The sequence below is a fragment of the Methylovulum psychrotolerans genome (assembly GCF_002923755.1).
Classification (GTDB): Bacteria; Pseudomonadota; Gammaproteobacteria; order Methylococcales; family Methylomonadaceae; genus Methylovulum; species Methylovulum psychrotolerans.
This window is the reverse complement of the sequence record NZ_PGFZ01000012.1, coordinates 30082-55489: the sequence shown is the minus strand read 5'-3', so window position 1 is coordinate 55489 and position 25408 is coordinate 30082. Positions and strand designations below refer to the sequence as shown.

The following is a 25408-nucleotide window of genomic DNA, read 5'->3' as shown; positions in this document are numbered from 1 at the left end:
TGCCGTTTCTTCGCCTACCATGCAAACCTCTGTCTTTAAAAGCACACCATGCTGCTGCGCAACCTTACGTTGCACCAGCCCAATTAATTTTTCTATATCCGCCGCCGTGGCATTATCGGTGTTGACGATAAAATTAGCGTGTTTTTCAGACACTTGCGCCCCTCCCAACCGAAAGCCTTTCAGGCCAGCCTGTTCGATCAGCCGGGCCGCATAATCGCCGACCGGATTGACAAACACCGAACCGCAACTCGGTTGGTTAGTCGGCTGGGTTTTCGCCCGTTGCTCCAATAACGCCTTAATTTTTTGCTGGCTGCTAGCGGTATCGCCAGGCAGCAATTGCAGCCAAGCCGATAAAAACCATTCGCCAGCCGCGCCTTTGACGCTACGGTAAGCAATGGCAAAATCTTGTGGGCCACGCAGGGTAATCTCGCCGTCGCGGCTGAGCATTTCCACTTGGCGGACAATTGGCCAGGTTTCGCCGCCAAACGCCCCGGCATTCATCTTCAAGGCTCCGCCCATCGTACCCGGAATGCCCGCCAAAAATTCCGCGCCCAATAAGCCGTGTTCGGCAGCAAACCTTGCCACTAAAGCACAAGGTACGCCCGCTTCGACATACAACCCACCCTCGGCGGTCAATCGCATTTCTTTCAGGCGGTTTTTAGTGTTAATCACCGTGCCACGGATACCGCCGTCACGGATTAACAAATTACTGCCCAGGCCTAACCAAAACAGCGGTTCGGTGGCGGGCAAACCTTTTATAAAAGCAATCAGATCGGCCTTATCGTGAGGGATATACAGGCGGTCGGCACTGCCGCCAACCCGCCAACTGGTATACTTCGCCAGCGGCTCAGCCAATAATAAACGTCCTTGCATCGCTTAGCCTGCCAACACAGCCGTTAACAGTTGCGGCAATTGCGCGGCCACAGCACCGACATTGCCCGCCCCCATCGTTAAAACGACATCATCCGCATGGACGATACCCGCCAAAATGGACGGCAATTCTTCCCAATGCTCGACAAATACCGGATCGACCTGGCCACGCACCCGTATCGCCCGGCTTAACGCCCGGCCATCGGCTCCCGGAATGGCGGTCTCGCCAGCGGCATACACTTCCATTAAAATCAGCACATCGACCGTCGACAGTACTTGGACAAAATCTTCAAATAAATCCCGGGTGCGGGTATAACGGTGCGGCTGGAACACCACCACCGAACGCCGTGCCGGCCACGCTTGCCGTAAGGCTTCCAAGGTGGCGGCAATTTCACGCGGATGGTGGCCGTAATCGTCAACCAAGGTCAACTTGCCTTGCCCTAAGGCAATATCGCCATTGATCTGAAAACGTCTGCCGACCCCTTTAAATGCCGACAGGCTTTTGACGATGGCGGCATCATCCACTTTAAGTTTAGTCGCTACGGCAATCGCCGCCAAGGCGTTGAGCATATTATGCCAACCCGGCATATTCAACGTGACCGCCAACTCAGGATGACCGCCGCGCCGTATGACGGTAAAGCGGGTAAGCATCCCATCTTGCTCAATATCGACGGCGCGGACATCCGCCTCTTCATTGACTCCGTAAGTCACGACTGGCTTGGAAATCTCGGGGAGGATTTCCCTGATGCCGTCATCGTCCAAACATAACACCGCCAAACCGTAAAATGGCAGGTGATGCAAAAATTCTATAAACGTCTCTTTCAGGCGCTGGTAACTGTTTTGGTAAGTCGCCATGTGGTCTTGGTCGATATTGGTGACTATCGAGATCATCGGCTGCAAATACAAAAACGACGCGTCGCTCTCGTCCGCTTCCGCCACCAGATAATGCCCCAAGCCCAGCTTGGCATTAGTACCCGCACTGTTCAAACGCCCGCCGATAACAAAAGTCGGATCTAACCCACCCTCTGCCAAAATGCTGGCGGTCAGACTGGTGGTAGTGGTTTTGCCATGGGTGCCGGCCACGGCGATGCCGAAGCGGAAACGCATCAGCTCCGCCAACATTTCCGCACGTGGGATTACCGGAATGCGGTTGACATAGGCTTCGTCAACTTCGGCATTGCTGCGGTCTATAGCACTGGACACCACCACTACATCAGTATTGAGAATATTTTCACGGCTATGGCCGATCAAAATCTTCACGCCCAAGCCCGCCAAACGTTGGGTGACGGGGCTTTCCTTAATGTCCGAACCGGACACTTGGTAGCCTAAATTAAACAGCACTTCGGCAATGCCGCTCATGCCCGTACCGCCAATACCGACAAAATGAATCCGTTCAATATTGCCCAGCGCCTGCACCATCGTGCGGATTTGTCGGAAACTCATGGCTTTGCCTCCGCCATACAAATTTCCGCCACAACTTCAGTCGCATCCAAACGGGCGCATTGGCGGGCCGCTTGGCTCATAGCCGCCAAATGCTGACGGGCTTCGGTGATATTTTCCGCCAAACGGCTGGCAGTCAAGTCTTTCTGCATTAATAATAATCCTGCTTGGGCTTCGGTCAAATAACGGGCATTAGCGGTCTGATGGTCATCAATCGCACCGGGTAAGGGGATAAAAATCGCCGGCACCCCCATCGCCGAAACTTCACTGACCGTCATGGCCCCTGCCCGGCAAACCACCAAATCCGCCCAGAGATAAGCCGCCGCCATGTCGTCAATAAAAGGGCTCACTTCAGCGTCAATACCGAGATGGCGGTAATGTTCGGTCACTTGTTGGCACATAACCGCACCTGTTTGGTGTTTTATGCGCACCTGTGACAATAATGCCATGGCTTCAGGAACGATTTCGTTTAATATCTGTGCCCCTAAGCTACCGCCCACCACGAAAATATGCAGGGGGTCACTAGCGGCCGGTTTTGCAGCCAGATGCTGTACAAACGCTGACCGTAAGGGATTGCCGGTACACTGGGCTTGGTTTTTTTTCGGGAAACTGCCCGGAAACGCCTCCAAAACCTGACTGGCCATTTTGGCCAACAGACGGTTAGTCGTCCCTGGCACACGGTTTTGCTCATGGATGACCAGAGGAATACCCAACACCCGCGCCATAAGGCCACCAGGCCCTGCAACAAAACCGCCCATACCCAACACCACATCAGGTTTGCGTTGCCGTAAGATACGCGCGGCCTGCACACAGGCCGCCACTAACTTAAACAGGGCGGCCAACTTGGACAACAAACCCTTGCCACGTACCCCCGCCACTGCCAGCCAATCAATATCAATACCCTGTTCAGGCACCACCCGACTTTCCAAGCCTTTTTGCGTACCTAACCAACTGACTTGCCAGCCTTTAGCACGCAAAGACTGCGCCACCGCTAAGGCCGGAAACACATGCCCGCCGGTACCGCCCGCCATAATAACAATCCGCTTCATGCTTTCGCCTTCGCTTTAACACGCGGTTCGGGCAAAGTATTGGCATTAATTTCGGTCACTTCGCTATGCACCCGAAACAACAGCGCCACCGCGCAACACATAATCATCATACTGCCGCCACCGTAACTCATCAGCGGCAAAGTCAGTCCCTTGGTAGGGAGAATCCCCATATTGACACCCATATTGACAAAAGCCTGAAATCCAAACCAAATACCTAAGCCGTAGGCAATAAATGCCGAGAACTGCTCACCCGCCTTTTCCGCCGCCACCGCTATCGAAAAAGCCCGGCACACCAATAACGCGAACAGGCCAATCACTGCCACCACACCCAATAAACCTAACTCTTCGGCGATCACCGAAAACAAAAAGTCGGTGTGCGCTTCCGGCAAATAATATAATTTTTGCAAACCGCCGCCTAAACCTACCCCCGTCAACTCACCGCGCTCAAACGACACTAAGGCCTGGATTAACTGGAAGCCGGTATTACGCGGGTCTTCCCAAGGGTTAAGAAAGCTCGTCACCCGCTTCATGCGGTACGGCTCAAAATACACCAGCAGAGCCCCCGAAATGATCAGGCCACCGAACAACAAACCAAATTGTAAGACCCGTGCACCCGCCAAAAACATCATGCCCATAGCGATCATCAAAATTACCACTGCCGAACCGAAATCCGGCTCCAACAACAATAACAGGCTGGCGACCGAAAACACCAGCAACGGTTTGAGCAAACCAAACGCCGATTCCCGCAACTCCTGCTGATGGCGGTTAACATAACGGGCCATATAAACTACGGCGGCAAACTTGACCAACTCGGAGACTTGGATCCTGATCCCCGCCAATTGCAACCAACGGGTACTGCCGTTAACATTGACCCCAATGCCCGGCAACAGCACCACCACCAATAGCACTAAACCCGCTATAAACAGCCACTGCGCCATTTTCTGCCAATTACGCATCGGTATCATGACAATATACCGCGCCATAATTAGCCCCAAAGAAATATGGATAAGCTGCTTAAGCGGATACCCCCACACCGTAAAGGTACTGGCGCTCAATGACGCTTTGGTGTCCAAATGCAAAGACGATGACGTAACCATCACATAACCGATCAGCAATAAGCACGCACATACCGCCACCAAATTGGCATCATAATGAAACGGTTCAGCCGCCGGTTTTTTGCCCTTTTTACTCATGGCACCAATGCCAACACAGCCTTAGTAAATTTATTGCCCCGATCCTGATAGTTTTTAAACTGGTCGAGACTAGCACAGGCGGGCGACAACAAGACGCTATCACCGCTACTCGCCAAGCTGGCGGCAATCTGCACGGCTTGGGTGATATTTTCCGCCGAATACACGGGTACACAAGAACCTTGCAAAGCCGCTTCTATCAGCGGCGCATCCTTGCCCATCAATACCACGCCTTTAGCCTTTTCCTTAATGACTGGTGTCAACTCATTCATGTCTGCACCTTTAGCCTGTCCGCCCGCAATCAGAATCACCTTACGCGCATAGCCTTGCAAAGCGGCGACACAAGCGCCGATATTGGTGGCTTTAGAGTCGTTGACCCACGTTACGCCACGAATTTCGGCAACCCGCTGCATCCGGTGCTCCAAGCCCTTAAATGTACGCAAGGCCTTACACATAGCCGTTTTGTCCAAGCCCACCGAAACACCTAAAGCCAGCGCCGCCAACGCATTCGCGGCATTGTGGCGGCCTTCCAGCGGCAAATCCGCCAAAGCCAGCAAACGCTCGTCATGGTGCATGAGATATTCCTCGCCTTCAGGGCCTGCCAAATAAAAATCGGCGTGTGTCCTAATCGAAAAAGTATGGGTCACGCGGCTAGCGTCCTGCATGTCAGCAACGACTGGGTCGTCCAAATTAAGCACCATCGCCCCGTCACCACGAAACACCCGCTGTTTTTCCTGGGCGTATTCGGCCATGTCGGCATGGCGGTCAAGATGGTCGGCACTCACATTCAACACTGTCGCCGCCGCCGCATTTAATACCGCTGTCCGCTCCAATTGGAAACTGGACAGTTCCAACACATATAAATCTACCGAACTGTCCAGCAAATCCAAAGCGGGCACACCTAAGTTACCGCCAACCGCAACCTGCTTACCCGCCGCTTTCGCCATATCGCCGACCATGGTCGTCACGGTACTTTTACCATTAGATCCCGTAATGGCAATAATCGGCGCAGTCACTGAGCAGGCGAACAAATCAATGTCACTGACAATTTTCGAACCATTGGCAATGGCCTTCATGATGGCCTTTTCATTGAGCGACAAACCGGGACTGACCACCAGATGCGTCGCCACCTGAAAGGCCGCATCGTCAAACCCGCCGGTAAATAGCGGCGTGTCGGGCATTTGCTCAAGAAACTCATCAATCATTGGCGGCTTGTCGCGGCTGTCAATAATGGCAAAACGATACTGTAATTTCTGTAAATACCGCGCCACCGACAAGCCGGTATTGCCAAGCCCGACCACCAATATTTTCGAACTGAGCGGGTCTAGGGCAAAATGGGTGTTTAATGCGTCGGTCACTGCTTGCGTTTGCATGGGACTTATCTCAATTTTAAGGTCGCCAAGCCAATCAAAACCAGAATCACGGTGATTATCCAAAAACGGACAATCACCCGTGGCTCCGGCCAGCCTTTCAATTCAAAATGGTGGTGTATCGGTGCCATACGGAACACCCGCTTGCCGGTCATCTTAAAAGAGGCGACCTGGATAATGACCGACAGCGTTTCCATCACAAACACCCCGCCCATAATGACCAAGACAATTTCTTGTCTGACCAGCACCGCCAATACGCCCAAGGCACCGCCCAACGCCAACGCGCCGACATCACCCATGAAAACCATAGCAGGATAGGTGTTAAACCATAAAAATCCCAAACCTGCCCCAATAATGGCGGCACAAAAAATAATCAGCTCACCGGCATTGGGCAAATAAGGGATGGCCAGATATTGCGAAAAGGTGGCATGGCCCGACACATAAGCAAACACGCCCAAACCCGCCGCCACCATCACCGTCGGCATAATCGCCAGGCCGTCTAAGCCGTCCGTCAGATTGACCGCGTTACTGGTCCCGACAATGACGAAATAGCTGAGGACAACATACATCGGCCCCATATCCAACATCACATCCTTAAAAAACGGGATAAAAAATTGCGTCTCGGCCGGGATCGAAGCCGTTTTGTACAGAAAAATGGCGGCGGTCAGACCAATGACCGACTGCCCTAAATATTTAGCTTTCGCCGACAGGCCATCGCTGTTACGCTTAATGACCTTACGGTAATCGTCAATAAAGCCAATGACCCCGTAACCCATCGTCACCAATAAAATCACCCAGATATATCGGTTGCCCAAATCTGCCCACAACAAAGTGCTGACCGCAATGGCGACCAAAATTAACGTGCCGCCCATTGTTGGCGTACCGGCTTTTTCATAATGCGATTGCGGCCCCAATTCCCGGATGCTTTGGCCTATCTTATTGCCGCGCAAACGGCGTATCATCCAAGGACCGATAATCAATGAGATTAATAAGGAGGTCAACACGCCCAAAATGGCGCGGAAGGTCAGGTAATGGAAAACCCGAAAACCACCGTCGACGCTCAATAAATAATCCGCCAGATAAAGTAACATTGCTTAATTCCTAGCCTAATTTCCAAATTATCCAATTAAAGCAGCAACGACATGCTCCATGTGCTGCGCCCGTGAACCCTTAACTAAAATGCTTGCCTCACTGTGCAACGCCTGCCGCACAGCGGCGATTAAATCGGCTTGGGCGGGGAAAAACGCCGCCCCAGCCCCAAAACTGTCTACGGCAAAACGGGCATGGTCACCCGTAGCCCATACCCTCTCCACACCGCTAGCCTTAATCAACCTGCCAATGTCGGCGTGCAGGGCCTCGCTATCAGACCCCAACTCGCCAAACGCCCCCAAAACCAACCAAGGCACACCGCCGCATTCCATCAGCACGTCCAAGCCTACTTTTAAGGATGACGCATTGGCATTATAAGTGTCATCAATAATCCGGTTGCCCAACGGCCCGCATAAGGGCTGCAAACGGCCTTTCACTGGCTGCACTTGTGCTAAGCCCGTAACGATTTGCGCCAATTCCAAACCTAAGGCCAAACCTGCCGCCGTCGCCGCTAAAGCGTTTAAGACATTATGGCGGCCAGCCAGATTCAGCACTGCATCGGCTGTCCCTTGCGGGGTGTGTACACGGAATACCGTGCGGAAACCTGGCCCGAACAATTCGGTATGGATGCCATCGGCAGAAACATCAGCCTGCCCATGCAAGCCGAACGTCAAAACCTTCCTAGCCCCGGCCACAGCTTGCCAATACGAAAAATAACGGTCATCGCGGTTCAGGACGGCAATCCCGTCGGCTTGCAGGGTTTCGATAATCTCGCCCTTAGCCCGCGCCACCCCGTCCAAATCGCCGAAACCTTCCAAATGGGCCGCCCCGGCGTTATTTAAAACCACCACATTGGCCTGCGCATAGCGGCTGGTATACGCAATTTCCCCAGGGTGATTCGCGCCCATTTCAATAACCGCAAAGCGGTGGCTATCATTAAGGCGCAATAAGGTCAGCGGTACGCCAATGTCATTATTCAAATTGCCCTGGGTAAACAATGTTTCGCCCGCCACGCTTAAAACGGCGGCAGTCATTTCCTTAACCGTCGTTTTACCGTTACTGCCGGTCACACCGACAACGCGTACAGGTGCTTTACGCCGCCATGCCCCCGCCAATTCCGCCAAGGCCAAACGGCTGTCGGCGACCACAATATGCGGCAGTTCCGTCACTACCCCAGCATGGACAATCGCCGCTCCGGCTCCCGCTTGTGCGGCTTGGCCGACAAAATCATTGCCGTCAAAACGCTCGCCCCGAATTGCCACATACAATGCCCCGGCACTTAAAGTGCGGGTGTCGATACTCACCGAAGCGATGGCGACATCTGCGCCGTGGTGTTGCCCGCCGACAATGGCGGCGATTTCACTTAATAACATCTTCATTGCTCCCGCTCCGCCAAGGCCGCCAGCACGACTTGCCGGTCACTAAACGGATAACGTACCCCTTTGATTTCTTGATAATCTTCATGGCCTTTACCTGCCACAACAATGCAATCCTGCGGACTGGCATGGCTTATAGCATGGCGTATGGCTTGCTCCCGGTTGGCCAGCACCTGCGTGTTTCCGGCCTTACAACCCACCAGAATATCGGCAATAATAGCGGCGCTGTCTTCAAAACGGGGATTGTCGTCCGTCACCAGCACATGATCCGCCCATTGTCCGGCACTCGCACCCATAAGTGGCCGCTTACCCGCATCACGGTTGCCGCCGCAACCGAACACCGCCCATAAAGCCTGGCGGCAATGTCCCCGCGCACTGCGCAACACATTGTCCAAGGCATCGGGGGTATGGGCATAATCGACAAACACGAGGGGCTGCTTAGCACCGCCGCCGAAACATTCCATCCGTCCGGCAACTGCCTGTAGGCTCGCCAGTTTAGCGACGGCTTGCCCAAACGGCTCGCCCATCGCCAACAGCACCGCCAACACCAAGGCGACATTTTCGGCATTAAAGTCGCCATATAAGGGAATATTGACCGTTGTTCTGAAAGTCCGCCAAGCCACCGTCAACGCCAAGCCGGCACTATGGGTATGGCTGTCCAATACCTGTAAAGTCTCGTCTGCCGCCAAGCGACTGGCTTGCCGTGTGACCCCCCAACGGACCACCCCTTCCGGCGTTTCGGCCAACATCCGTGTACTGCCCTCTGCATCCAAATTAATGACCGCAAACGCCAAACCCGGCTGTTTCAACAACAACAGCTTAGCGTCCAAATAGGCCGCCATCGTGCCGTGATAATCCAGATGGTCACGGGTGATATTAGTAAATACCGCCCCTGTAAAAGCCACCCCGTTCACCCGTCCTTGCGCCAAACCATGCGAAGAAACTTCCATCGCCACTGCCTGCTTACCTTGGTACTGTAAACTGGCCAACATCCGTTGCACGGCTAAAGCATCGGGGGTGGTATTGGCGGTCGCCAATAACTGCCCCCAACTTCCCCAGCCTAAAGTGCCGATAATGCCGCAGTCTGTCAGAAGTTGCGCCAAGAACTGGCTGCATGAGGTTTTACCGTTCGTGCCGGTAATGCCGATCACCGCCATCTGCCGCGAAGGCTGCCCATAAAAGCGGGCGGCAATCTCACCCAAGCGCACGTCCAAACCGTCAAGAGCCCAAAGCGGCACGGCGCTAATGGCGGCGGCTAAGGCCGCACCCTCACCAGCGGGGTCATAAAGGATAACTGCCGCACCTTGGGCAATAGCTTGCGCCGCGTGATGTAAGCCATGTTGCTGGCTACCCTGCAAAGCGACAAACGCATCTCCCGTCTGCACCTGACGGCTGTCCAACACCAATCCGCCCACCGTGAGCATAGCCAGCTCATGATCAGGCGGAGGGGGAGCGAGTCCATCTAATAAGACATGCAGGTTCATCGGCACGGATTTACTGGAGTTGTTGTTGGGTTAATAAAATAGGCATGGTATCGAGCTTGTCAGGCGCGATATCCAGTATCCGTAACGCCCCGGTCATCACCCTGGAAAACACCGGAGCTGAAACCAAACCGCCGTAGTATTGGCCTGCCGACGGCTCGTCAATCATGACGACCATCACCAAACGCGGGTCTTTTGCTGGCGCCATACCGGCAAACACGGAAAAATATTTCTTGTCGATATAACCGCCGCGGCCACCGGATTTTTTTACCGTCCCTGTCTTACCCGCCACCGTATAGCCATCGACCCGCGCTTCATAAGCCGTACCGTCTTTAGTAATGACCTGCTCCATCATTGCCCTGACACTACGCGCGGTTTTTACCGAAAATACCCGTTGCGCCTCATCATCTTCGTCCCGTTTGAGCAAAGTGACCGAATGCAACACCCCATCATCAGCCAAAGCCGTGTACGCCCTAGCCAATTGCAAAGCCGACGTGCTCAGCCCGTAACCAAACGATAAAGTAGCCCGGGCAAAATCATTGAGGCGGTGATAATCGATTAGGCTACCGTTGGCTTCGCCAGGAAAACCGATTTTCGCCGAACTGCCCAGCCCCAATTTACGGTACACGCCCCAAAAATATTTAGGCGGCATCCGCAAGGCCATTTGGCTGACGGCAATATTACTGGATTTTTTAATGACTTTGGTCAAATCCATTGTGCCGTAATTATGCACATCCTTAACCGTGCGGCGGCCTATGGCAAAACTGCCGGTGGTATAAAACATATCGTTCGGGTGGACATAACCGCCTTCAAGGCCCGCAGCGACCACAAAGGGCTTGATTGTCGAACCCGGCTCAAAGACATCGTTAATGGCACGGTTACGGTATGAACTTTTTTGTTTGGTATTGGGATTAAAAGAAGGTTGGTTCGCCGCCGCCAACAATTCACCAGTTTTGGCATCCAAAATCACCAACACCCCGGTCTTGGCTTTATTTTCCGCCACCGCCCGTTCCAACTCCCGATAAGCAAGGTATTGGATGCGCTCATCAATACTTAATTCGACATCCTTACCTTTGACCGCTTCTTTCATATCGGTCACGGCAACAACATGGCCTTGCCCGTCCCTAATGACCCGCTTACTGCCGGGAATGCCTTGCAAGACCTTCTCATAACCTGCCTCGACACCTTCCTGACCGACATCCTTGGCATCGGTAAAGCCCAACAAATGTGCCGCCACCTCACGGGTAGGGTAAAAACGCTTATATTCCGGTTCGACAAACAGTCCCGCCAGCTTTAACGCCTTAATTTGGTCGCCAATCGACGGGGCTATGCGCCGCGCTAAATAGACAAACTGGCGAGGCTTATCGGCTTTAACCAAATCCGCCACCTTACCCGCTTTCAGGCCTAGCAGTGTTTCGATCTGGGCAAGCTTTTGGTCTTTTTCCTTGTTATAGCTGTTAAGCACCTGAAGCTTTTCGTCTTCAGTCATCTTCATCTCTTTTTCCAGATGTAGCTGGTCTTTTTTTTGCTTACGGAAAGCCTTTTCCATTTGCTTAAGCCGCGCCTCATCGGTTTTTTTTACTTCATAGGCGTTAATGATAATGGAATGCACCGGCGTACTGACCGCCAAAGGCGCACCGTTACGGTCCCGAATCATGCCCCGTGAAGCCATAATGGCCTGAGTTCCGACATGCTCGTAAACATTCTCCAATTTACTGTCATATTGATAGACTAACTGGAGATACACCGCCCTCCCCACCAACGCCACCATGCACAGCATCATGAAGGCCAGCAAAACCCGTCTTCTGCCCGTAAAATCGGTATTCGGCTCAGGAGCCTTTTTTTTCAAGCGAAAGTCGATCATTCGGCTATTAAGGTTTTAGATAAATGGTTTCTTCGCGCTTAGGCAAAATCAGCTTCAGTTGATTAAGCGCGGCAGACTCGACCCGGTTTTCCTCCAAGAGCATAGTGATCTCCAACTGCATTTGCCCCCACTCAATCTCATATTGGTCAAGTGCCGCCTGCTGTTGCTGAATCTCAATAAACACCAAACGGGCCCGATACTGATAATAGACCACCGCTATCGCCGACACCAATAAGGCTACAAACAACGACCCCATACCCAAAACACGCCAGCCCGCCATTTAGGCTTTCTCCGCCACACGCATAACGGCACTCCGTGAACGGGGATTATGGGCGATTTCTTCAGGACTGGCCTTAATCGCCTTACCGCCTTTTTTTAACACGCCTTTAGCAATGTCAGCTTCTCTGATGGGAAATTTGCCGGGATTATATTTTGCGCCCGCTTCAGCGCGAAAAAAGCGTTTGACCATTCTGTCTTCAAGGGAATGAAAAGAAATCACCACCAATCGGCCAGCCGGCTTTAACACGGCCAAAGCGTGCCCCAATACCTGTTGCAGTTCGTCCAGTTCCTGATTAACGGCAATCCGTATCGCCTGAAAAGAACGGGTGGCCGGATGTTTATGCTTATCCCTAAACGGCACAGCCCCTTCGATGAGCTTGGCCAGTTGCCGGGTGGTCGTTAGGGGTATTTGTTGGCGTTGTTCAATAACGGCGTGGGCAATACGGCGGGCAAACCGCTCTTCACCGTATTCAAACAAAACCCGCACCAATTCCGCTTCCGGCACTTGAGCCAACCATTGCGCGGCGGACAGGCCTGCCGAGGCATCCATGCGCATATCTAAAGGGCCATCGTGCAAAAAACTGAAACCGCGTTCGGGATTGTCCAGTTGGGGCGAAGACACCCCCAAATCCATTAAAATGCCGTCAACTTGGCCAACCATATCGGCGGTGGCGGCGAGCGTGTGCAGTTGGGAAAAACACGCGTGACTTAGCGTGAAGCGCTGATCGTTTTGTAACTGTCCGGCAATTTCCGAGCGGATGGCCTGCAAATCCCTATCCAATGCCCATAAACGTCCGCCGCCGCCCAATTGCCTTAAAATACCTTGGCTATGCCCGCCACGGCCAAACGTACAATCGATATACAATCCGTCCGTTTGTATTGCCAATTGCTCCAATGCTTCCGCCAGCATGACGGGCGAATGTTCCACTTGTTTATCCCCTTTAAAATGATAAATGCCCCAAATCCTCCACACCTTCATTATCGGTGCTGTCTATCCACTCCTGCTCTTTGGCATTCCAAGCGGCCTCATGCCAGATTTCAAACTTATCGAGTTGCCCGACCAAAATCACTTTCTTGTCCATACCGGCAAACGAGCGCAATTTTTCGGGTAACAATACGCGGCCTTGGGAATCCATTTCACATTCTGAAGCGTTGCCGATCAGAAAGCGCCGGAGCTTGCCGGCGGCTTTATTTAAGGTAGGTAACTGCCTGATAGTATTTTCGAGTTTTTCCCATTCGGGTAACGGATAAAGCCACAAACACCCGCTCTCGCCCGTACACCGCTCATTGACGGCGACCGTGACAATCAGTTGCCGCTGGCAACAGTGCTGCAACGCTTCCCGATAACGGGTGGGCATCGCCATACGCCCTTTGTCGTCAAGATTGATTGTGCTGATGCCACGGAACAAAAATCACCCAAAGCCCCAAAAAATCCATTTTTCACCCGTTTATACCACTTTTACCCACGATTAAGCGCACTATAGATTTCATTCGACCGTTAGTCAAGAATGATTTTGGCTTGAAATCTTGCTTTCATGACAATAACTTACAAACCCTTAATGAAAAGACGAGGGAAATTGCCGGAGGCAATCCTAAATATCAAGATTTATCAATAAAATGAACCGATTTAGTGCAAAAAGATAGGGGCTTATAAAGAGCCTATAAAAGGAGGGGCTAGCGGGGCTTAACATTCCCTTGTCACGGCCTTGTCATATAAAGAAAGGCCTGTACAACTAAGGAGTGGTATTAATTCACAAATCACCCATGCAAAACACGGGAAATATCTAGTAGGAAGAAAGAGTCGACCTGTAAGCCGGGTTCTGTCGAGAACAGCCATTCATCTAGGCTGCAAGTCACCTTACAGCTCAAGCAATCTACCCAGGAACCGCGCGGGCCACGCGTCTGTCCCTCTATTTGATCTTGCTCCGGGTGGGGTTTACCCTGCCACACCTGTTACCAGTTGCGCGGTGCGCTCTTACCGCACCTTTTCACCCTTACCCGTCTGATGACGGGCGGTTTATTTTCTGCGGCACTTTCCGTAGGTTCACACCTCCCAGGCGTTACCTGGCACCCTGCCCAGTGGAGCCCGGACTTTCCTCCATTTCATCACAAGGATAAAACAGCGACTGCTCAGTCGACTCTTCCATCCACCAGTATAGCATATTTGTTTCTCTGAATGTTACCTAACTTCAACAAAATACAAATCTGCATTTATTTTTACCGCTGGCCTCCGCCACCTACCGCCGTTTAAACAACAGGTTTTCGCCTTGTCGGATGCCAAGTTGAACACCCTCTTCTTTCCATCTGGTCGTCAGTTCCATCGCTTGCCCCTGTTCGGTGGATAACAATTCAGTACGGATTAAGTTATCGAAAACGCGCAATGCTTCCTACTGCAAACGCAAATAAGTGCCGATAAAGCCCGATACAAAACGGCTACGCGCGGGGCAAAGCCTTCAGCTTAAGCTTCTCCCTGCATAGCCAACGCCGCTTGATACAACAATTTCTTCCGCACCCCGGTAATCTCAACCGCCAACGCCACGGCAGTCTTAATCGAGCATTCCTTCAGCAAAACAGCCAATATCCGCAAGTGCTCAGGACTCAGCTCTTGCTCAGATTTGTCGATCACCGCCCCATCAACAATCACCACAAACTCGCCCTTGCGCATATTCTCGTCGCTTTCGACCAACGCCAACGCCTTCGCCAATGTGGTTTTGACAATCGTCTCATGCAGCTTGGTCAACTCCCTGGCAATAACAATCTCCCTATCCAAAGGCAACACCGCCGCCATATCTTGCAAACAGGCCAAGATACGGTGGCTGGACTCATAAACCACCCAGGTGACCGGGCTTAAAGCCCGTTCGCTAAAAAACGATTTCCGTGCCGATGAGGTTCGGGGCGTGAAGCCTTCAAACGTAAACTGGCTGACCGGCAAACCCGCCGCCGACAGCGCCGCAATCAAGGCACACGCGCCAGGGATAGGCACAACGTCTAGCCCTGCCTCCTTCACCAATTTTACTAACGGCATCCCCGGATCGCTTAGCAACGGCGTTCCGGCATCTGACACCAAGGCAATGGACAGCCCCGCTTGTAGCTTTTCCAACAACACTTGCGAAGCCTTGTCCTCATTGTGCTGATGCAAAGACACCCGCTTATTGCTAATCCCATAATGCTGCAATAACATGCCGACATGGCGGGTATCTTCCGCTGCGATCAGATCGACCTGCTTGAGGGTCTCGACGGCCCGAAAACTGATGTCGCCTAAATTACCTATCGGTGTCGCAACAACGTATAATTTGCCGCATTGATTGACCATTCGCAATTCTCCACTTTTTCAAGGCACGCCACCTACGTTATGACTACGCGCCGCAATGATAACAAGCCATATCCGCACGGCCTAACAGGCGATTATAACAGCATCACCGCCATCTGCCGGACTTCGCTGGTGGTTTGCCATGCTGTTTAATCTCGGCAAGACCAAAGCCCCGCATCTATTGCGCGGCGAACAGGCCGAACAGCAAGCCTTAGCGCATCTGCAACAACACGGCCTGCAACTGGTCTGCCGTAATTTCCGTTGCCGCTACGGCGAGCTGGACTTAGTCATGACCGACCGGGACACCCTGGTGATTGCCGAAGTCCGCTTCCGCAAAAATGCCCGCTACGGCAGTGCCCTAGAGAGCGTCACAACCGCCAAGCAATCGCGTATAATAGCGGCAACACACGTCTATTTAGCGACCCACAAAAGTAATTGCCCACTCCGCTTTGATGTGGTCGCCCTGTCCGGTGACGGGCAGTTGGACTGGATAAAAAACGCTTTTTAACCCAACAGAATTCCATGAGCTTACAAGACAGAATCATCAACCATTTCTCGGACAGTATCCAAGCCCAGCAAGACACCATGGGCAACCTCTGCGAACTGATCGAATACGCCTCGCAGCGGCTAGTGTCCAGCCTATTGAATGACAGAAAAATTTTCACCTGCGGCAATGGCCGCTCCTCCGCCAGTGCGCAACTGCTGTCCTCGGCCCTGCTCAACCAATATGAGCGCGACCGCCCGTCTTTACCCGTCATCGCCCTGAGCAGCGATGCCGTCACCTTAACCGGCATCGCCAACGACCACCATTTTGACGAAATCTTCGCCAAACAACTGCGTGCCCTAGGGCAAAGCGGCGACATTCTGGTCGTCTACTGCGACAGCCATAACGCCGCCAACCTTGGTAAAGCCATTGCCGTGGCGCATGACAAAGACATCTCGGTGCTCGCCTTAACAGGCCACAACGGCGGCATGGTGTCGCCGCTACTGCACGAGTTGGACATAGAAATCCGCGTCCCCTCCAGCTCACGCGCCCACATCCAAGAAATCCACATTCTGATCACCCATTGCCTGTGCGATTTAATCGACCAGCAATTATTTGGCTAAGGAGCAACCATGAACAAATACCTCCTGTTACTGACCGGACTGCTGATCCTGAACGGCTGCGTCACCGCCCCGATTGACGAAAGCGAAATCACCCGCGAACTCGCCCAAGGCCGACGTAGCCGGGCGCAAATTATCACCGACCGCAGCATCGAAGCCGATAGCCTCGACGAACTCAGTGGCGATAAAGAACTGCTGGCGCAAACCCATATCAACGTCCACGCCTTCAACGGCGCGGCCTTACTGACAGGCGAAGCCCCCAGCGAAGCCCTTAGGGCCAAAGCCGTCAACCTTGTCCGCTCAGTGGACGACGTAAAAATCGTCTATAACAAAATCACCATTGCCCCGCCCAGCGACTTAAGCTCGCGGGCCAATGATGCGCAATTGGCGGCAAACGTCCGCGCCGCCCTGGACAAAATCCGCACCCTCAACGGCTTTAGCCCTACGATGGTCAAAGCCTACACCGAACAAGGCGTGGTTTACCTCATGGGCAAAGTCCACCGCAACGAAGGGACAGTCGTCATCAACTTGGTCAGATACCAACCCAATGTCAAACAAATCATCACCGTCTTTGAATACCTCGACTGAGCAAGCGCCGTTACCCGCCAGCTTTCTGGCGGCCTTAGCGGACATTTTTACCGCCGCCGAATTGCTCACCGCCCCCGCCGACTGCTGGACGTATGGCTACGACAACAGCCGCCGCCATGTCCTGCCGCAAGCCGTGGCCTTTGCGACCAGCCACGAGCAAGTCGTTGCCACCGTGTTAGCCTGCAACCAGTTCAATATCCCGCTAACTGCACGCGGGCGCGGCACCGGCACCACCGGTGCCACCGTGCCGCTGCAAGGCGGCTTGGTATTATCGCTGGAGCGCATGAACCAAGTACTGGAATTCTCGCCCGACAACCGCTACATCCGCGTCCAGCCCGGCATCACCAACCAACAAGTACAGGACATCGTCAAAGCCCACGGCTTCTTCTGGCCCCCCGACCCGACCAGCGCGGCATTTTGCAGCATCGGCGGCAACCTCGCCTACAACTCCGCCGGCCCTAAAGCCGTCAAATACGGAACCCCCAGGGAAAACACCCTAGGCCTACGCGCCGTCACTGGGGCAGGCAAAGACCTGCGCGTCGGCGTGTTCACCAGCAAAGGCGTGGTGGGTTACGACTTGACCCGGCTGATTATCGGCTCGGAAGGCACATTAGCCATCATCACCGAAGCCACCCTAAAGCTTACGCCACTGCCCGAAGCCACCAAAACCCTCCGCGCCGTGTATCAAGACGTATTCGCCGCCGCCAAAGCCGTCGCCGCCATCATGGCCCAACCCGTCGTGCCTTGCGCCTTGGAATTTATCGACGGCAACGCCATTAACATGATCCGCCAATACTCCACTTGCGACCTGCCCGAAAATGCCGGGGCAATTTTAATGATAGAAGTCGACGGGCAACGCGAAGGTCTGGACAGCGCCGCGCAAAAAGTCGCCGACAGTGCCAAGAATGACGGCCTGTTAGACATCCGCGTCGCGCAAACCCGCGAAGAAGTGCAAGCCTTGTGGCAAACCCGCAAAGCCCTCTCCCCTGCCCTGCGCAAAGTCGCCCCGAAAAAAATCAACGAAGACGTGGTCGTCCCCGTCACCGAAATCCCCACCCTGATAGCAGGCTTGGATGAATTGTCTAAACAATACCAACTGCCCATCATCAACTTCGGCCACGCCGGCAACGGCAACATCCACGTCAACCTCCTGCTCAACCCCGACGACCCCGAACAAAGTGCGAGGGCACACCAGTGTTTGGATGAAGTCTTTTCGCTGGTACTAAAACTCAACGGCACACTATCCGGCGAACATGGTGTGGGCTTGGAAAAACGTGATTTTGTCGATAGGGAGTTGGATGCCAACTCCCTAGAACTGATGCGGGCGATTAAGCGGCAGTTTGACCCTAAGGGGATATTGAATGCGGGGAAAATGTTGCCTTTAGGATAGGAAGGTTGAAACTTGATGTTATCCAGAAAAACAAACGGGGCGTTTACTCCTTATCATTAAATAACTTGCAATGATAAACGCTGTTAACCTAATCATTATCCAGCGCATAGCCGTTTACAGAAAAACACGCCCATGAAAGTCCTGATCTACAACGAACTCAACCCCAAAACCATCCCAGGCTTTGCCAAGCTGAAAAAATACTTGGAGGAGGAGGACGATGATTTTAAGTCGGCGGAAGTGAAAAAAGTTTGGGGACAATTTGTCTCGGGCGCGGTTGAACCAGTGTGACCGCCTGATCTTCTCGGTATACCACCACCAACAGGAAAGCTACGCGCTGTTGCTGGAGTTTGTCAAAAACCACGCCTATCAAGACTCACAGTTTTTGCGTCAAGCCTCGGCCTGCATGATGCCCAAGCCAGCTTGCAGCCTGCCACAAAATTCCAGCCTGGGCGATTTTGAAGGCAGAATTGAAACGCTTGGTTTTGGTTGGGCGATGCGGGCGGAGTAAATATACTTCAAACGGCCAGGTTTTCGGTTTTTTTGGTAGGGTACGCTGTACCCTACGGTGAATTGTAAAAGCCGAAAACTTGGCCGTTCACAGTAATAGTCAGCGGGCGATCGCCCCTTCCCTTAGCCCACGTTTGGCATTGCCCCCAAACAGCCAACGGACTTTCTTAGCCATTACGCGATTATCTGCATCCAAACCCCCACATCTGCCGTATTGTTAACCAACAGGCAGGCGCAAAAACGACAAAGTCTTCGCCCTGCCGATTGTTCCACAGCATTTCCACAAGACGGCAGACCTTATGAAAAAAATCCCTTGGGCTACCCTGATAAAACCCTGTTCGCTAGTGGGTATCGGTGTCTATCTGAGCCTGCACTGCATGATGGCTCAAGCCCATCCACAACAGATGCCAGAGCCGACGGAAGAACTGACCCAATTGGACACCGTCGAAGTTGCAGGCCAAGCCACCGATTTAATCGGCATTGCCGCGTCGGCATCCCAGGGTGTGGTGGGGCAAGAGGAATTAAAATATCGCCCCTTAGCGCGGGTCGGCGAATTGGTGGAAATTGTCCCAGGCGCGGTGGCGACCCAGCATAGCGGCTCCGGCAAAGCCAACCAATATTTCTTGCGCGGCTTTAACCTCGACCACGGCACGGATTTTTCGGTCACGCTCGACGGCATCCCCATGAATATGCCCAGCCATGCCCACGGCCAAGGTTATCTGGACTTAAACAGCGTCATTCCTGAACTGATCGATAAAATCGAATATGGCAAAGGCCCGTATTACGCCGATGCGGGTGATTTTTCCGCCGCAGGCTATACAAAAATGCACACCCTACACAAACTGTCCGAAGGCTTGCTGAAAGTCACGGGCGGTGAATTCGGCTATTACCGGGGCGTACTCGCCAATTCGCGGCGTATAGGTGACGGGGATTTGCTGTTCGGCTCGGAAGTGAATTTTTATGACGGGGTTTGGCAACAGCCGGAAAACGCGGGCAAATACAACGGCATGTTGCGTTATACCATTGATAAGGATAACTGGGGGCTGGCGGTTAACGGCAAAGCTTACCATGCCACTTGGACGGCGACTAACCAAATCCCCGAACGGGCGATAACCGAAGGCCTGATCGGCTTATACGGCACGGGCGACCCTAGCGACGGCGGCATCACCAGCCGTTACAGCCTATCCGGCAATGCCTGGAACCGGAATGACCACGGCAAAAACGACCTGAACCTGTATGCGGTCTATAGCGAATTGGACTTGTTCTCCAACTTTACAGGCTATATCGACACCGTCCACGGCGACCAGATCGAACAAAAAGAACATCGCGTCCAACTCGGCGGCAATGGCGAGCATACCCGTTATGACCGTTGGTTCGGCATAGACGCGGACACCACGGTCGGCCTCCAAATCCGCCATGACGACATTAACGGCCTGGCTTTAAACCACACCCAAGCCCGCCGCTTGCTCAGCACCGTGCGCGTCGATGATATTAGCGAAACCAGCGTCGGCCTGTATGCCAAAAACGAAGCCCGTTGGCTAGAAAAATTCCGCTCCATCGCCGGTTTGCGCGGGGATTTTTTTGCCTTCGATGTCCATAGCCGCACCTTAGCCGCCAATTCGGGTAGCCAAGACGCGGCCTTAATCAGCCCCAAACTCAGCCTGATCGCCGGTCCGTGGCTAGATACCGAGCTGTTCTTGAATATGGGCTACGGCTACCATTCCAACGATGCGCGGGGTACAGTCACCCATACCGACCCGGCCACAGGCGAAACCGTGCATCCGGTCACCCCCTTAGCCCGCTCGCGGGGCGCAGAACTGGGGCTACGCAGCCAAACCTTGCCGGGCTTAAACAGCACACTGGCACTGTGGTGGCTGGAAAGCCAATCGGAACTGGTCTTTGTCGGCGACGGCGGCACCACCGACGCGGCGGGGCAATCGCAACGCTACGGCATTGAATGGACTAACGACTACAAACCCACCGACTGGCTCACCTTAGAGGCCGATTTTGCCTTTACCCGCGCCTACTTTACCGATGCCCCCGCCGCCCAAAGCCATATCCCCAACTCGGTGGGACGGGTCATTAGCCTAGGCGCGACCGCCACTGACCCCTCCGGCCTGTTCGGCTCCTTACGGCTGCGCCACTTCGGTGACGTACCGCTAAACCGCGAAGGTACAGCATGGGCAGGCGACACCAGCATCGTCAACCTAGGGCTAGGCTACCAACACAAAGCCTACAAAATCGAAGTGGATTGTTTTAACCTGTTCGGCTCCACCAACAACGATATCGCCTATTTTTATGGCTACCGCCTCCAAGGCGAAACCGCCGGCCCCAACCCCGACGGCAGCACCGACGGCATCATCAAACACCCGGTGGAACCACGCATGGTTAGGGTAACGGCTTCGGTGAGTTTTTAAACGCCAAAAGCACCTAATCAGACAATAGCCACCATTTGCAATGCAAAGTAGGTTCTAATGCAATTAAGGCTTCGGATAAAACACCATCAATATCAAACACGACATGAAGGCCTGACATCGTTTTATCATGCCGAATCTCGATGAACTTTACTTTTTCGGAACAGATTGCCGCTATTTCATTGCCGCCGCAACGCAATACGGCTTGGAATGACCTAGCGGCGGCATTAAAAGAAAAATCAATTTCCGTATTGCCATCAGATGATGGTTTCACATAACGGCAATAAGCTGAATCACGATCTGATTCTATCGGCTCAAGACCAAAAGCCTGTAAAAAATCGTCAGTGCTTGGAAAAACTATATCACTGCTCCAAGTATCCACAATTACCTTGTAAAATAATAGGGTATTTTTCGAGTATTTTGAACGTAATATCAAATTTAACTCATTGACCAAATGAAAAACGCCCCCTAGCACTTCATAATTTCCGAATCGATTGCCATCGGAGAGATATAAAAACTACATAGTATCGATACCAATCAACGCCTGTTCTTAATTTATACGTTTATTTATCGCGTGACCAACTTCGGACTCTATGACACACCCTTACCTGATTTTATGGATTAATCCGTTCCGTTATACCAAGCGACAAAACCTTCAGGGGTATTTTTCTTATCTAAAACCGCTTCAATTTTACAAACCAAATCGTTATGCGTCATTTTATACACATGGTCAATTTGATCACAATTCAGCTCAAATACAACAATCCACTTTTCAAGCCGCGCCAGAAAATTGGCGATAAATTCTTTAAGCGGAACTAATCCATTCACGATATTTTTTTCTTTGTTAATCACTTGTTCCCATAGCAATAGCGCATCACTATCGAGAGACAGAAATTCCCAATCAGAAATATCTAATTCGGTCGGAATAAAATTGTTTATATGTTTAGGCAAAGTCCGCTTGGTAAAGAAAACCGATTCTCCAAACGCAAACCTTTGAGGGTCTTGACTAAACGCCTCTCCTCCCCACAGACAAAACTGTTCATGAAGACCCATCGGGCCATCCTCACATATTTTAGGAATCAATATATCGAAGCATATTTCCATGAACATCAACACCTTTATTCCCGATCATCACATTTTCAACACTCGGATAAATAGCCCAACTATCGGATATTGGCAAGAAATTTAAAGTTAATCGTAAATAACAGATTGCAGCCCTCGTTTATCCCACCCGCATTGGCAAACTAAATCCTTAAAAGACCAACCCGTAGGGCTTTTCCCGCCATAGCAAAACGCCAATGCCAGTAAAGGCTATGGCGGATTGCCTATCAGCAAATCAGATTTGTTAGTCGGCACCAATATAACGCCAATTATTTTTGTATTAAGCTTATCCAGATAAACAGAACCAGTTCGGTCTGTACTTTTGAATAAAAAATTATTAATTATTTCATTGCCATTAACTGTTTCGAGATATTCGATAACATCCGACATGCCTATAACTTTAATATCCGCTTTTTTCGCACAATTAAAACGGATTTTAAGCTCTATAATTAGCTCAGCCGCATTAGAAACACCAGGCTTTTCGGATAATAATTCTATTTCCTCAGATTCAATGAATTTAATAGCATCACCAACCCAATGTAAAGAGGGATCCAAAGGCCTAAGAAGACAAAGGATACTATTTCTCATTTTTACCCCTTCCCCATATCAGTTCTAATATCGCGTAAAACACAATTGGCCGGCACCTCGCCGTAAGGGGCGAACGGCCATTGCCAGAGGGGGCAGCTCACGTCCAGTTGCGTCGGATTAGCTCATCAAAGCATAACCCAACTTATTGGGTTTATAATTACATGTTTTTGTCAGTGACCGCTCGCCCGCATTACAAATCTTCCAAACTCAAACACATCCCTAAATCTGCCCCGTCCATTTCTAACCGGAACGGATAGTAATGTATTATCTGTTAATTTGACAGATAGGGCATCCCCATTAACTTTATCTGAAGGGCATTTAACGTCTTCTATGTTATCAAAGGCAATAAACCTAGGATCATTATCATAAAAAACGTGTAACCCTTTATTAGTAATCAGGATGCTATCTGTCAGTTCGCCTAAGGTATTCTCATAGATGCCGATACATGTTTCTCCAGGCAATAATGGCAGAAGCTGTCCAATTGATGAAAGCAAATCAGCATCCATTGCTCTATAGCTGTTTTGCCGCTTTAAAATTTTATTTGCACGGAATGCAATATCCATAAATATCCCCCTTTAAATTGCTATTGCCAGACGGGCTTGCCCGCGTCACCTGACAGACGGTGCAGATAGCATAAGGTGTTGGCGAAATCGGCTTCGATCAAATACCCCCCAGCAGTTCCACCGACATCTTCTGGCCGATGAAAGTACGCATACCGTACCCAGCTTTTATAATTTCTGCACGGCTATATTGTATTTTAGTTGATAAAATTGTGGGATTTTTTCAATGTCCATTTTTCTTATACACCCTACAAAAGCTTCATAGTCGTTATTTTCCCACGCCTTTAAAGCGGCTTCTAATGCCTGTTTTTGAACTAGCCCAGAAGCATAATAACTACCCTCTTGCTCCACAAGCTTTACCAAAGATTCAATATTCCCCTTTAAAAGTTCAATCCCTTCTTGTTGTTCAAAAAGGAAAGCAATATTTTTCACAAATTCTTCTGATGTCACTTGCTCAATAGGTAATTCAAAATCAAAAATAGCCTTAACCGTATTATCACTTAAAGGGTATAGCATTCCATTTTTCTTGCCCATCTCAACAAAATGAGAGTTATCACACTCATTAAAAACCACATTTATCTTCATAATATATGATGCAAAGCGCATGATATTTTTAAACTCTTCTATTATCTCAAAACCGTGTTTTTGAAGTATTGGGAAAAGCTGTGTTTTTATTAGTTTGTTAAATTCCATAACCTAAAGTTCGGAGTTTTCCTATTTATTCATCGCCAGCAAAGATTCAAGTTGCCTGATGGTTTCTTGATTATCACAACTTTCAATTAGATGCTTTTTTAAATTAAGCGTAAATTTTTCGGATGCCAGACCTTTATTTACAAGCTCTATTTCCTGAATTAAACTTCCAATCAAGTACCAATCATTTGATAATATTGCTTTTTCACTAGACTTTGCTCTTCGGGCCCACATATCACTATCACCATAATAATGGGCATATATTTTTATTTTTTCTGATGTAATCATGGCAATCAATCATGGGTATACATTGTGGTAAATAATATCGACGTTATTGCCTTTCAATATGGGAATTCATATTGCGCCCAAACGCTTTGAATTCTTATTCCATTTATACTGTGAACGGCCAAATTTTCGGCTTTTACAATTCACCGTAGGGTACGCTGTACCCTACCAAAAAAACCGAAAACTTGGCCGTTTGAAGTATACATTCTGAAACGCATTAACTGAACCCCTTGCCCCATATGCAAAATTCATTGATAAACTTTTCCATATATCATTAGAAATGCTTCTTGAAAGAAAAGGATCAAGCGTCGTCATAATTTTCCCTCCCATTGTCATTTCTAATGTTTTTCCTCCTGTAGCTAAGGCATAGTTCGCTGCGGCCCCCATTGCTTCCTCTCCACCAGACCAAAAAACATAACCAGCACTTTTACTGCCCCAACCAAAATTCCCGGCAAAACCGCTCAACCCCGCCACGACAAGCTTACCCACATAGATCGGGTCGTCGTCGGGCGAGCCGTCAAGCGTCTTTACCAAATGTTGCCCATTAGGCACGTCCCACCCCCAATTCAAAGACGAATCGGATGCCTTCTGGGTTGCGGGAGCCACCGTATTAAAGGAAGGATTATTAAACTACTCCGAAACCTCGTCAGCAATACCGGAAGTATTCGTAAACGTCCCTGTCGAGTCAGTAGACATCTTTCCTAAATGTTGCCATATCTCAGGTTAACCAGTGCAGCCACCAGGCTCCATATCAGGGAGTAGTTTTTGTGTTTGCCCCGGTAAACGTCCTTGACGATCCTGAAAATTTTGCAGCGGCGGTTGACATGCTCAATGAAAACCCGCTGTTTTGAAAGGGCTTTGTT

At 51.2% G+C, this 25408-nt stretch carries 26 protein-coding genes, 1 other RNA gene and 1 pseudogene; 7 read left to right on the top strand and 21 right to left on the bottom strand.

The window, feature by feature from the left end:
* The 14 genes and pseudogenes from murB to rsmI form a co-directional block, all read right to left on the bottom strand.
* Nucleotides 1–873, bottom strand: a pseudogene (gene murB / locus AADEFJLK_RS19635) (UDP-N-acetylmuramate dehydrogenase); the annotation flags it as partial.
* Nucleotides 874–876: 3 nt separating this feature from the next.
* Complete coding sequence (murC, locus tag AADEFJLK_RS19630) at nt 877–2298, bottom strand: UDP-N-acetylmuramate--L-alanine ligase (protein ID WP_408630489.1); 1422 nt, start codon at nt 2296–2298, stop codon at nt 877–879.
* 11 nt (nt 2299–2309) lie between these two features.
* The gene (murG, locus tag AADEFJLK_RS19625) at nt 2310–3359 is read right to left on the bottom strand and encodes an undecaprenyldiphospho-muramoylpentapeptide beta-N-acetylglucosaminyltransferase (RefSeq protein WP_088619746.1); all 1050 of its coding nucleotides are present in this window, start codon (nt 3357–3359) and stop codon (nt 2310–2312) included.
* Nucleotides 3356–4552 carry a putative lipid II flippase FtsW gene (gene ftsW / locus AADEFJLK_RS19620; RefSeq protein WP_088619745.1) on the bottom strand — a complete coding sequence of 399 codons (1197 nt, stop codon included), beginning with the start codon at nt 4550–4552 and terminating at the stop codon, nt 3356–3358. Before ftsW ends, murG begins: the two co-directional genes overlap by 4 nt.
* A complete protein-coding gene (gene murD / locus AADEFJLK_RS19615) occupies nt 4549–5922 on the bottom strand; it encodes a UDP-N-acetylmuramoyl-L-alanine--D-glutamate ligase (RefSeq protein WP_103975463.1) in 1374 nt (457 codons plus the stop codon). The genes ftsW and murD overlap by 4 nt, the downstream gene beginning before the upstream one ends.
* Nucleotides 5923–5927: 5 nt before the next feature.
* Entirely contained in the window at nt 5928–7010 is a 1083-nt protein-coding gene (gene mraY, locus AADEFJLK_RS19610; RefSeq protein ID WP_088619743.1) for a phospho-N-acetylmuramoyl-pentapeptide-transferase, read from the bottom strand.
* A gap of 27 nt (nt 7011–7037) precedes the next feature.
* Nucleotides 7038–8387, bottom strand: coding sequence for a UDP-N-acetylmuramoyl-tripeptide--D-alanyl-D-alanine ligase (locus AADEFJLK_RS19605; RefSeq protein WP_103975462.1), 1350 nt, complete (start codon nt 8385–8387; stop codon nt 7038–7040).
* Nucleotides 8384–9808 carry a UDP-N-acetylmuramoyl-L-alanyl-D-glutamate--2,6-diaminopimelate ligase gene (locus AADEFJLK_RS19600; protein ID WP_249028091.1) on the bottom strand — a complete coding sequence of 475 codons (1425 nt, stop codon included), beginning with the start codon at nt 9806–9808 and terminating at the stop codon, nt 8384–8386. The genes AADEFJLK_RS19605 and AADEFJLK_RS19600 overlap by 4 nt, the downstream gene beginning before the upstream one ends.
* Nucleotides 9809–9878: 70 nt before the next feature.
* Entirely contained in the window at nt 9879–11729 is a 1851-nt protein-coding gene (locus AADEFJLK_RS19595) for a peptidoglycan D,D-transpeptidase FtsI family protein (protein ID WP_170065190.1), read from the bottom strand.
* A 7-nt stretch (nt 11730–11736) separates the two neighbouring features.
* Entirely contained in the window at nt 11737–12009 is a 273-nt protein-coding gene (ftsL, locus tag AADEFJLK_RS19590) for a cell division protein FtsL (RefSeq protein ID WP_088619740.1), read from the bottom strand.
* Nucleotides 12010–12936 carry a 16S rRNA (cytosine(1402)-N(4))-methyltransferase RsmH gene (rsmH, locus tag AADEFJLK_RS19585; RefSeq protein ID WP_103975460.1) on the bottom strand — a complete coding sequence of 309 codons (927 nt, stop codon included), beginning with the start codon at nt 12934–12936 and terminating at the stop codon, nt 12010–12012.
* A gap of 13 nt (nt 12937–12949) precedes the next feature.
* Nucleotides 12950–13417, bottom strand: a complete 468-nt coding sequence (gene mraZ, locus AADEFJLK_RS19580; RefSeq protein WP_088619738.1) for a division/cell wall cluster transcriptional repressor MraZ — start codon at nt 13415–13417, stop codon at nt 12950–12952.
* Nucleotides 13418–13801: 384 nt separating this feature from the next.
* Nucleotides 13802–14150, bottom strand: an RNA gene (gene rnpB / locus AADEFJLK_RS19575) — RNase P RNA component class A.
* Nucleotides 14151–14466: 316 nt separating this feature from the next.
* Nucleotides 14467–15321, bottom strand: coding sequence for a 16S rRNA (cytidine(1402)-2'-O)-methyltransferase (gene rsmI / locus AADEFJLK_RS19570; RefSeq protein ID WP_103975459.1), 855 nt, complete (start codon nt 15319–15321; stop codon nt 14467–14469).
* 139 nt (nt 15322–15460) lie between these two features.
* Between rsmI and AADEFJLK_RS19565 the strand changes: the two genes are divergently transcribed.
* The 7 genes from AADEFJLK_RS19565 (at nt 15461) to AADEFJLK_RS19540 (ending at nt 21324) form a co-directional block, all read left to right on the top strand.
* On the top strand, nt 15461–15826 hold the full coding sequence (locus tag AADEFJLK_RS19565; RefSeq protein WP_088619736.1) for a YraN family protein: 366 nt from the start codon (nt 15461–15463) through the stop codon (nt 15824–15826).
* A gap of 14 nt (nt 15827–15840) precedes the next feature.
* Nucleotides 15841–16425 carry an SIS domain-containing protein gene (locus AADEFJLK_RS19560; RefSeq protein ID WP_088619735.1) on the top strand — a complete coding sequence of 195 codons (585 nt, stop codon included), beginning with the start codon at nt 15841–15843 and terminating at the stop codon, nt 16423–16425.
* Nucleotides 16426–16434: 9 nt separating this feature from the next.
* Entirely contained in the window at nt 16435–17010 is a 576-nt protein-coding gene (locus AADEFJLK_RS19555; RefSeq protein ID WP_088619734.1) for a BON domain-containing protein, read from the top strand.
* Complete coding sequence (locus tag AADEFJLK_RS19550; protein ID WP_211299275.1) at nt 16970–18400, top strand: FAD-binding oxidoreductase; 1431 nt, start codon at nt 16970–16972, stop codon at nt 18398–18400. The genes AADEFJLK_RS19555 and AADEFJLK_RS19550 overlap by 41 nt, the downstream gene beginning before the upstream one ends.
* Before the next feature lie 132 nt (nt 18401–18532).
* Entirely contained in the window at nt 18533–18688 is a 156-nt protein-coding gene (locus AADEFJLK_RS24735) for a hypothetical protein (RefSeq protein WP_170065188.1), read from the top strand.
* On the top strand, nt 18675–18908 hold the full coding sequence (locus AADEFJLK_RS19545) for a hypothetical protein (protein ID WP_103975458.1): 234 nt from the start codon (nt 18675–18677) through the stop codon (nt 18906–18908). Before AADEFJLK_RS24735 ends, AADEFJLK_RS19545 begins: the two co-directional genes overlap by 14 nt.
* Nucleotides 18909–19206: 298 nt before the next feature.
* The gene (locus AADEFJLK_RS19540; protein ID WP_103975457.1) at nt 19207–21324 is read left to right on the top strand and encodes a TonB-dependent receptor; all 2118 of its coding nucleotides are present in this window, start codon (nt 19207–19209) and stop codon (nt 21322–21324) included.
* Nucleotides 21325–21337: 13 nt separating this feature from the next.
* Here the strand turns inward: AADEFJLK_RS19540 and AADEFJLK_RS19535 are convergent, their stop codons facing one another.
* The 7 genes from AADEFJLK_RS19535 to AADEFJLK_RS19505 form a co-directional block, all read right to left on the bottom strand.
* Nucleotides 21338–21703, bottom strand: a complete 366-nt coding sequence (locus tag AADEFJLK_RS19535; RefSeq protein WP_146054676.1) for a hypothetical protein — start codon at nt 21701–21703, stop codon at nt 21338–21340.
* Between the two features lie 239 nt (nt 21704–21942).
* A complete protein-coding gene (locus AADEFJLK_RS19530) occupies nt 21943–22374 on the bottom strand; it encodes a hypothetical protein (RefSeq protein ID WP_146054675.1) in 432 nt (143 codons plus the stop codon).
* A gap of 258 nt (nt 22375–22632) precedes the next feature.
* Complete coding sequence (locus tag AADEFJLK_RS19525) at nt 22633–23010, bottom strand: hypothetical protein (RefSeq protein ID WP_146054674.1); 378 nt, start codon at nt 23008–23010, stop codon at nt 22633–22635.
* Nucleotides 23011–23180: 170 nt separating this feature from the next.
* A complete protein-coding gene (locus AADEFJLK_RS19520) occupies nt 23181–23573 on the bottom strand; it encodes a hypothetical protein (protein ID WP_103975453.1) in 393 nt (130 codons plus the stop codon).
* Between the two features lie 165 nt (nt 23574–23738).
* Nucleotides 23739–24263, bottom strand: a complete 525-nt coding sequence (locus AADEFJLK_RS19515; protein WP_103975452.1) for a hypothetical protein — start codon at nt 24261–24263, stop codon at nt 23739–23741.
* Nucleotides 24264–24284: 21 nt separating this feature from the next.
* Nucleotides 24285–24548: a hypothetical protein gene (locus AADEFJLK_RS19510; protein ID WP_103975451.1), complete on the bottom strand. Its 264-nt coding sequence runs from the start codon at nt 24546–24548 to the stop codon at nt 24285–24287.
* 162 nt (nt 24549–24710) lie between these two features.
* The gene (locus tag AADEFJLK_RS19505; protein ID WP_211299274.1) at nt 24711–25019 is read right to left on the bottom strand and encodes a hypothetical protein; all 309 of its coding nucleotides are present in this window, start codon (nt 25017–25019) and stop codon (nt 24711–24713) included.
* Nucleotides 25020–25408: the final 389 nt, after the last annotated feature.

Bases quoted from the DNA above. Each gene is read 5' to 3' on its own strand.
- murG (WP_088619746.1), bottom strand. From the start codon at position 3,359: ATGAAGCGGATTGTTATTATGGCGGGCGGTACCGGCGGGCATGTGTTT.
- mraY (WP_088619743.1), bottom strand. From the start codon at position 7,010: ATGTTACTTTATCTGGCGGATTATTTATTGAGCGTCGACGGTGGTTTT.
- AADEFJLK_RS24735 (WP_170065188.1), top strand. From the start codon at position 18,533: ATGAAAGTCCTGATCTACAACGAACTCAACCCCAAAACCATCCCAGGC.
- AADEFJLK_RS19515 (WP_103975452.1), bottom strand. From the start codon at position 24,263: ATGGAATTTAACAAACTAATAAAAACACAGCTTTTCCCAATACTTCAA.
- AADEFJLK_RS19510 (WP_103975451.1), bottom strand. From the start codon at position 24,548: ATGATTACATCAGAAAAAATAAAAATATATGCCCATTATTATGGTGAT.
- AADEFJLK_RS19555 (WP_088619734.1), top strand. From the start codon at position 16,435: ATGAACAAATACCTCCTGTTACTGACCGGACTGCTGATCCTGAACGGC.
- AADEFJLK_RS19600 (WP_249028091.1), bottom strand. From the start codon at position 9,808: ATGCTCACGGTGGGCGGATTGGTGTTGGACAGCCGTCAGGTGCAGACG.
- AADEFJLK_RS19520 (WP_103975453.1), bottom strand. From the start codon at position 23,573: ATGGATATTGCATTCCGTGCAAATAAAATTTTAAAGCGGCAAAACAGC.
- AADEFJLK_RS19560 (WP_088619735.1), top strand. From the start codon at position 15,841: ATGAGCTTACAAGACAGAATCATCAACCATTTCTCGGACAGTATCCAA.
- murD (WP_103975463.1), bottom strand. From the start codon at position 5,922: ATGCAAACGCAAGCAGTGACCGACGCATTAAACACCCATTTTGCCCTA.
- AADEFJLK_RS19565 (WP_088619736.1), top strand. From the start codon at position 15,461: ATGCTGTTTAATCTCGGCAAGACCAAAGCCCCGCATCTATTGCGCGGC.
- AADEFJLK_RS19540 (WP_103975457.1), top strand. From the start codon at position 19,207: ATGAAAAAAATCCCTTGGGCTACCCTGATAAAACCCTGTTCGCTAGTG.
- AADEFJLK_RS19605 (WP_103975462.1), bottom strand. From the start codon at position 8,387: ATGAAGATGTTATTAAGTGAAATCGCCGCCATTGTCGGCGGGCAACAC.
- rsmI (WP_103975459.1), bottom strand. From the start codon at position 15,321: ATGGTCAATCAATGCGGCAAATTATACGTTGTTGCGACACCGATAGGT.
- AADEFJLK_RS19550 (WP_211299275.1), top strand. From the start codon at position 16,970: ATGTCAAACAAATCATCACCGTCTTTGAATACCTCGACTGAGCAAGCG.
- ftsL (WP_088619740.1), bottom strand. From the start codon at position 12,009: ATGGCGGGCTGGCGTGTTTTGGGTATGGGGTCGTTGTTTGTAGCCTTA.
- ftsW (WP_088619745.1), bottom strand. From the start codon at position 4,552: ATGAGTAAAAAGGGCAAAAAACCGGCGGCTGAACCGTTTCATTATGAT.
- AADEFJLK_RS19530 (WP_146054675.1), bottom strand. From the start codon at position 22,374: ATGGGTCTTCATGAACAGTTTTGTCTGTGGGGAGGAGAGGCGTTTAGT.
- AADEFJLK_RS19525 (WP_146054674.1), bottom strand. From the start codon at position 23,010: ATGAGAAATAGTATCCTTTGTCTTCTTAGGCCTTTGGATCCCTCTTTA.
- AADEFJLK_RS19595 (WP_170065190.1), bottom strand. From the start codon at position 11,729: ATGATCGACTTTCGCTTGAAAAAAAAGGCTCCTGAGCCGAATACCGAT.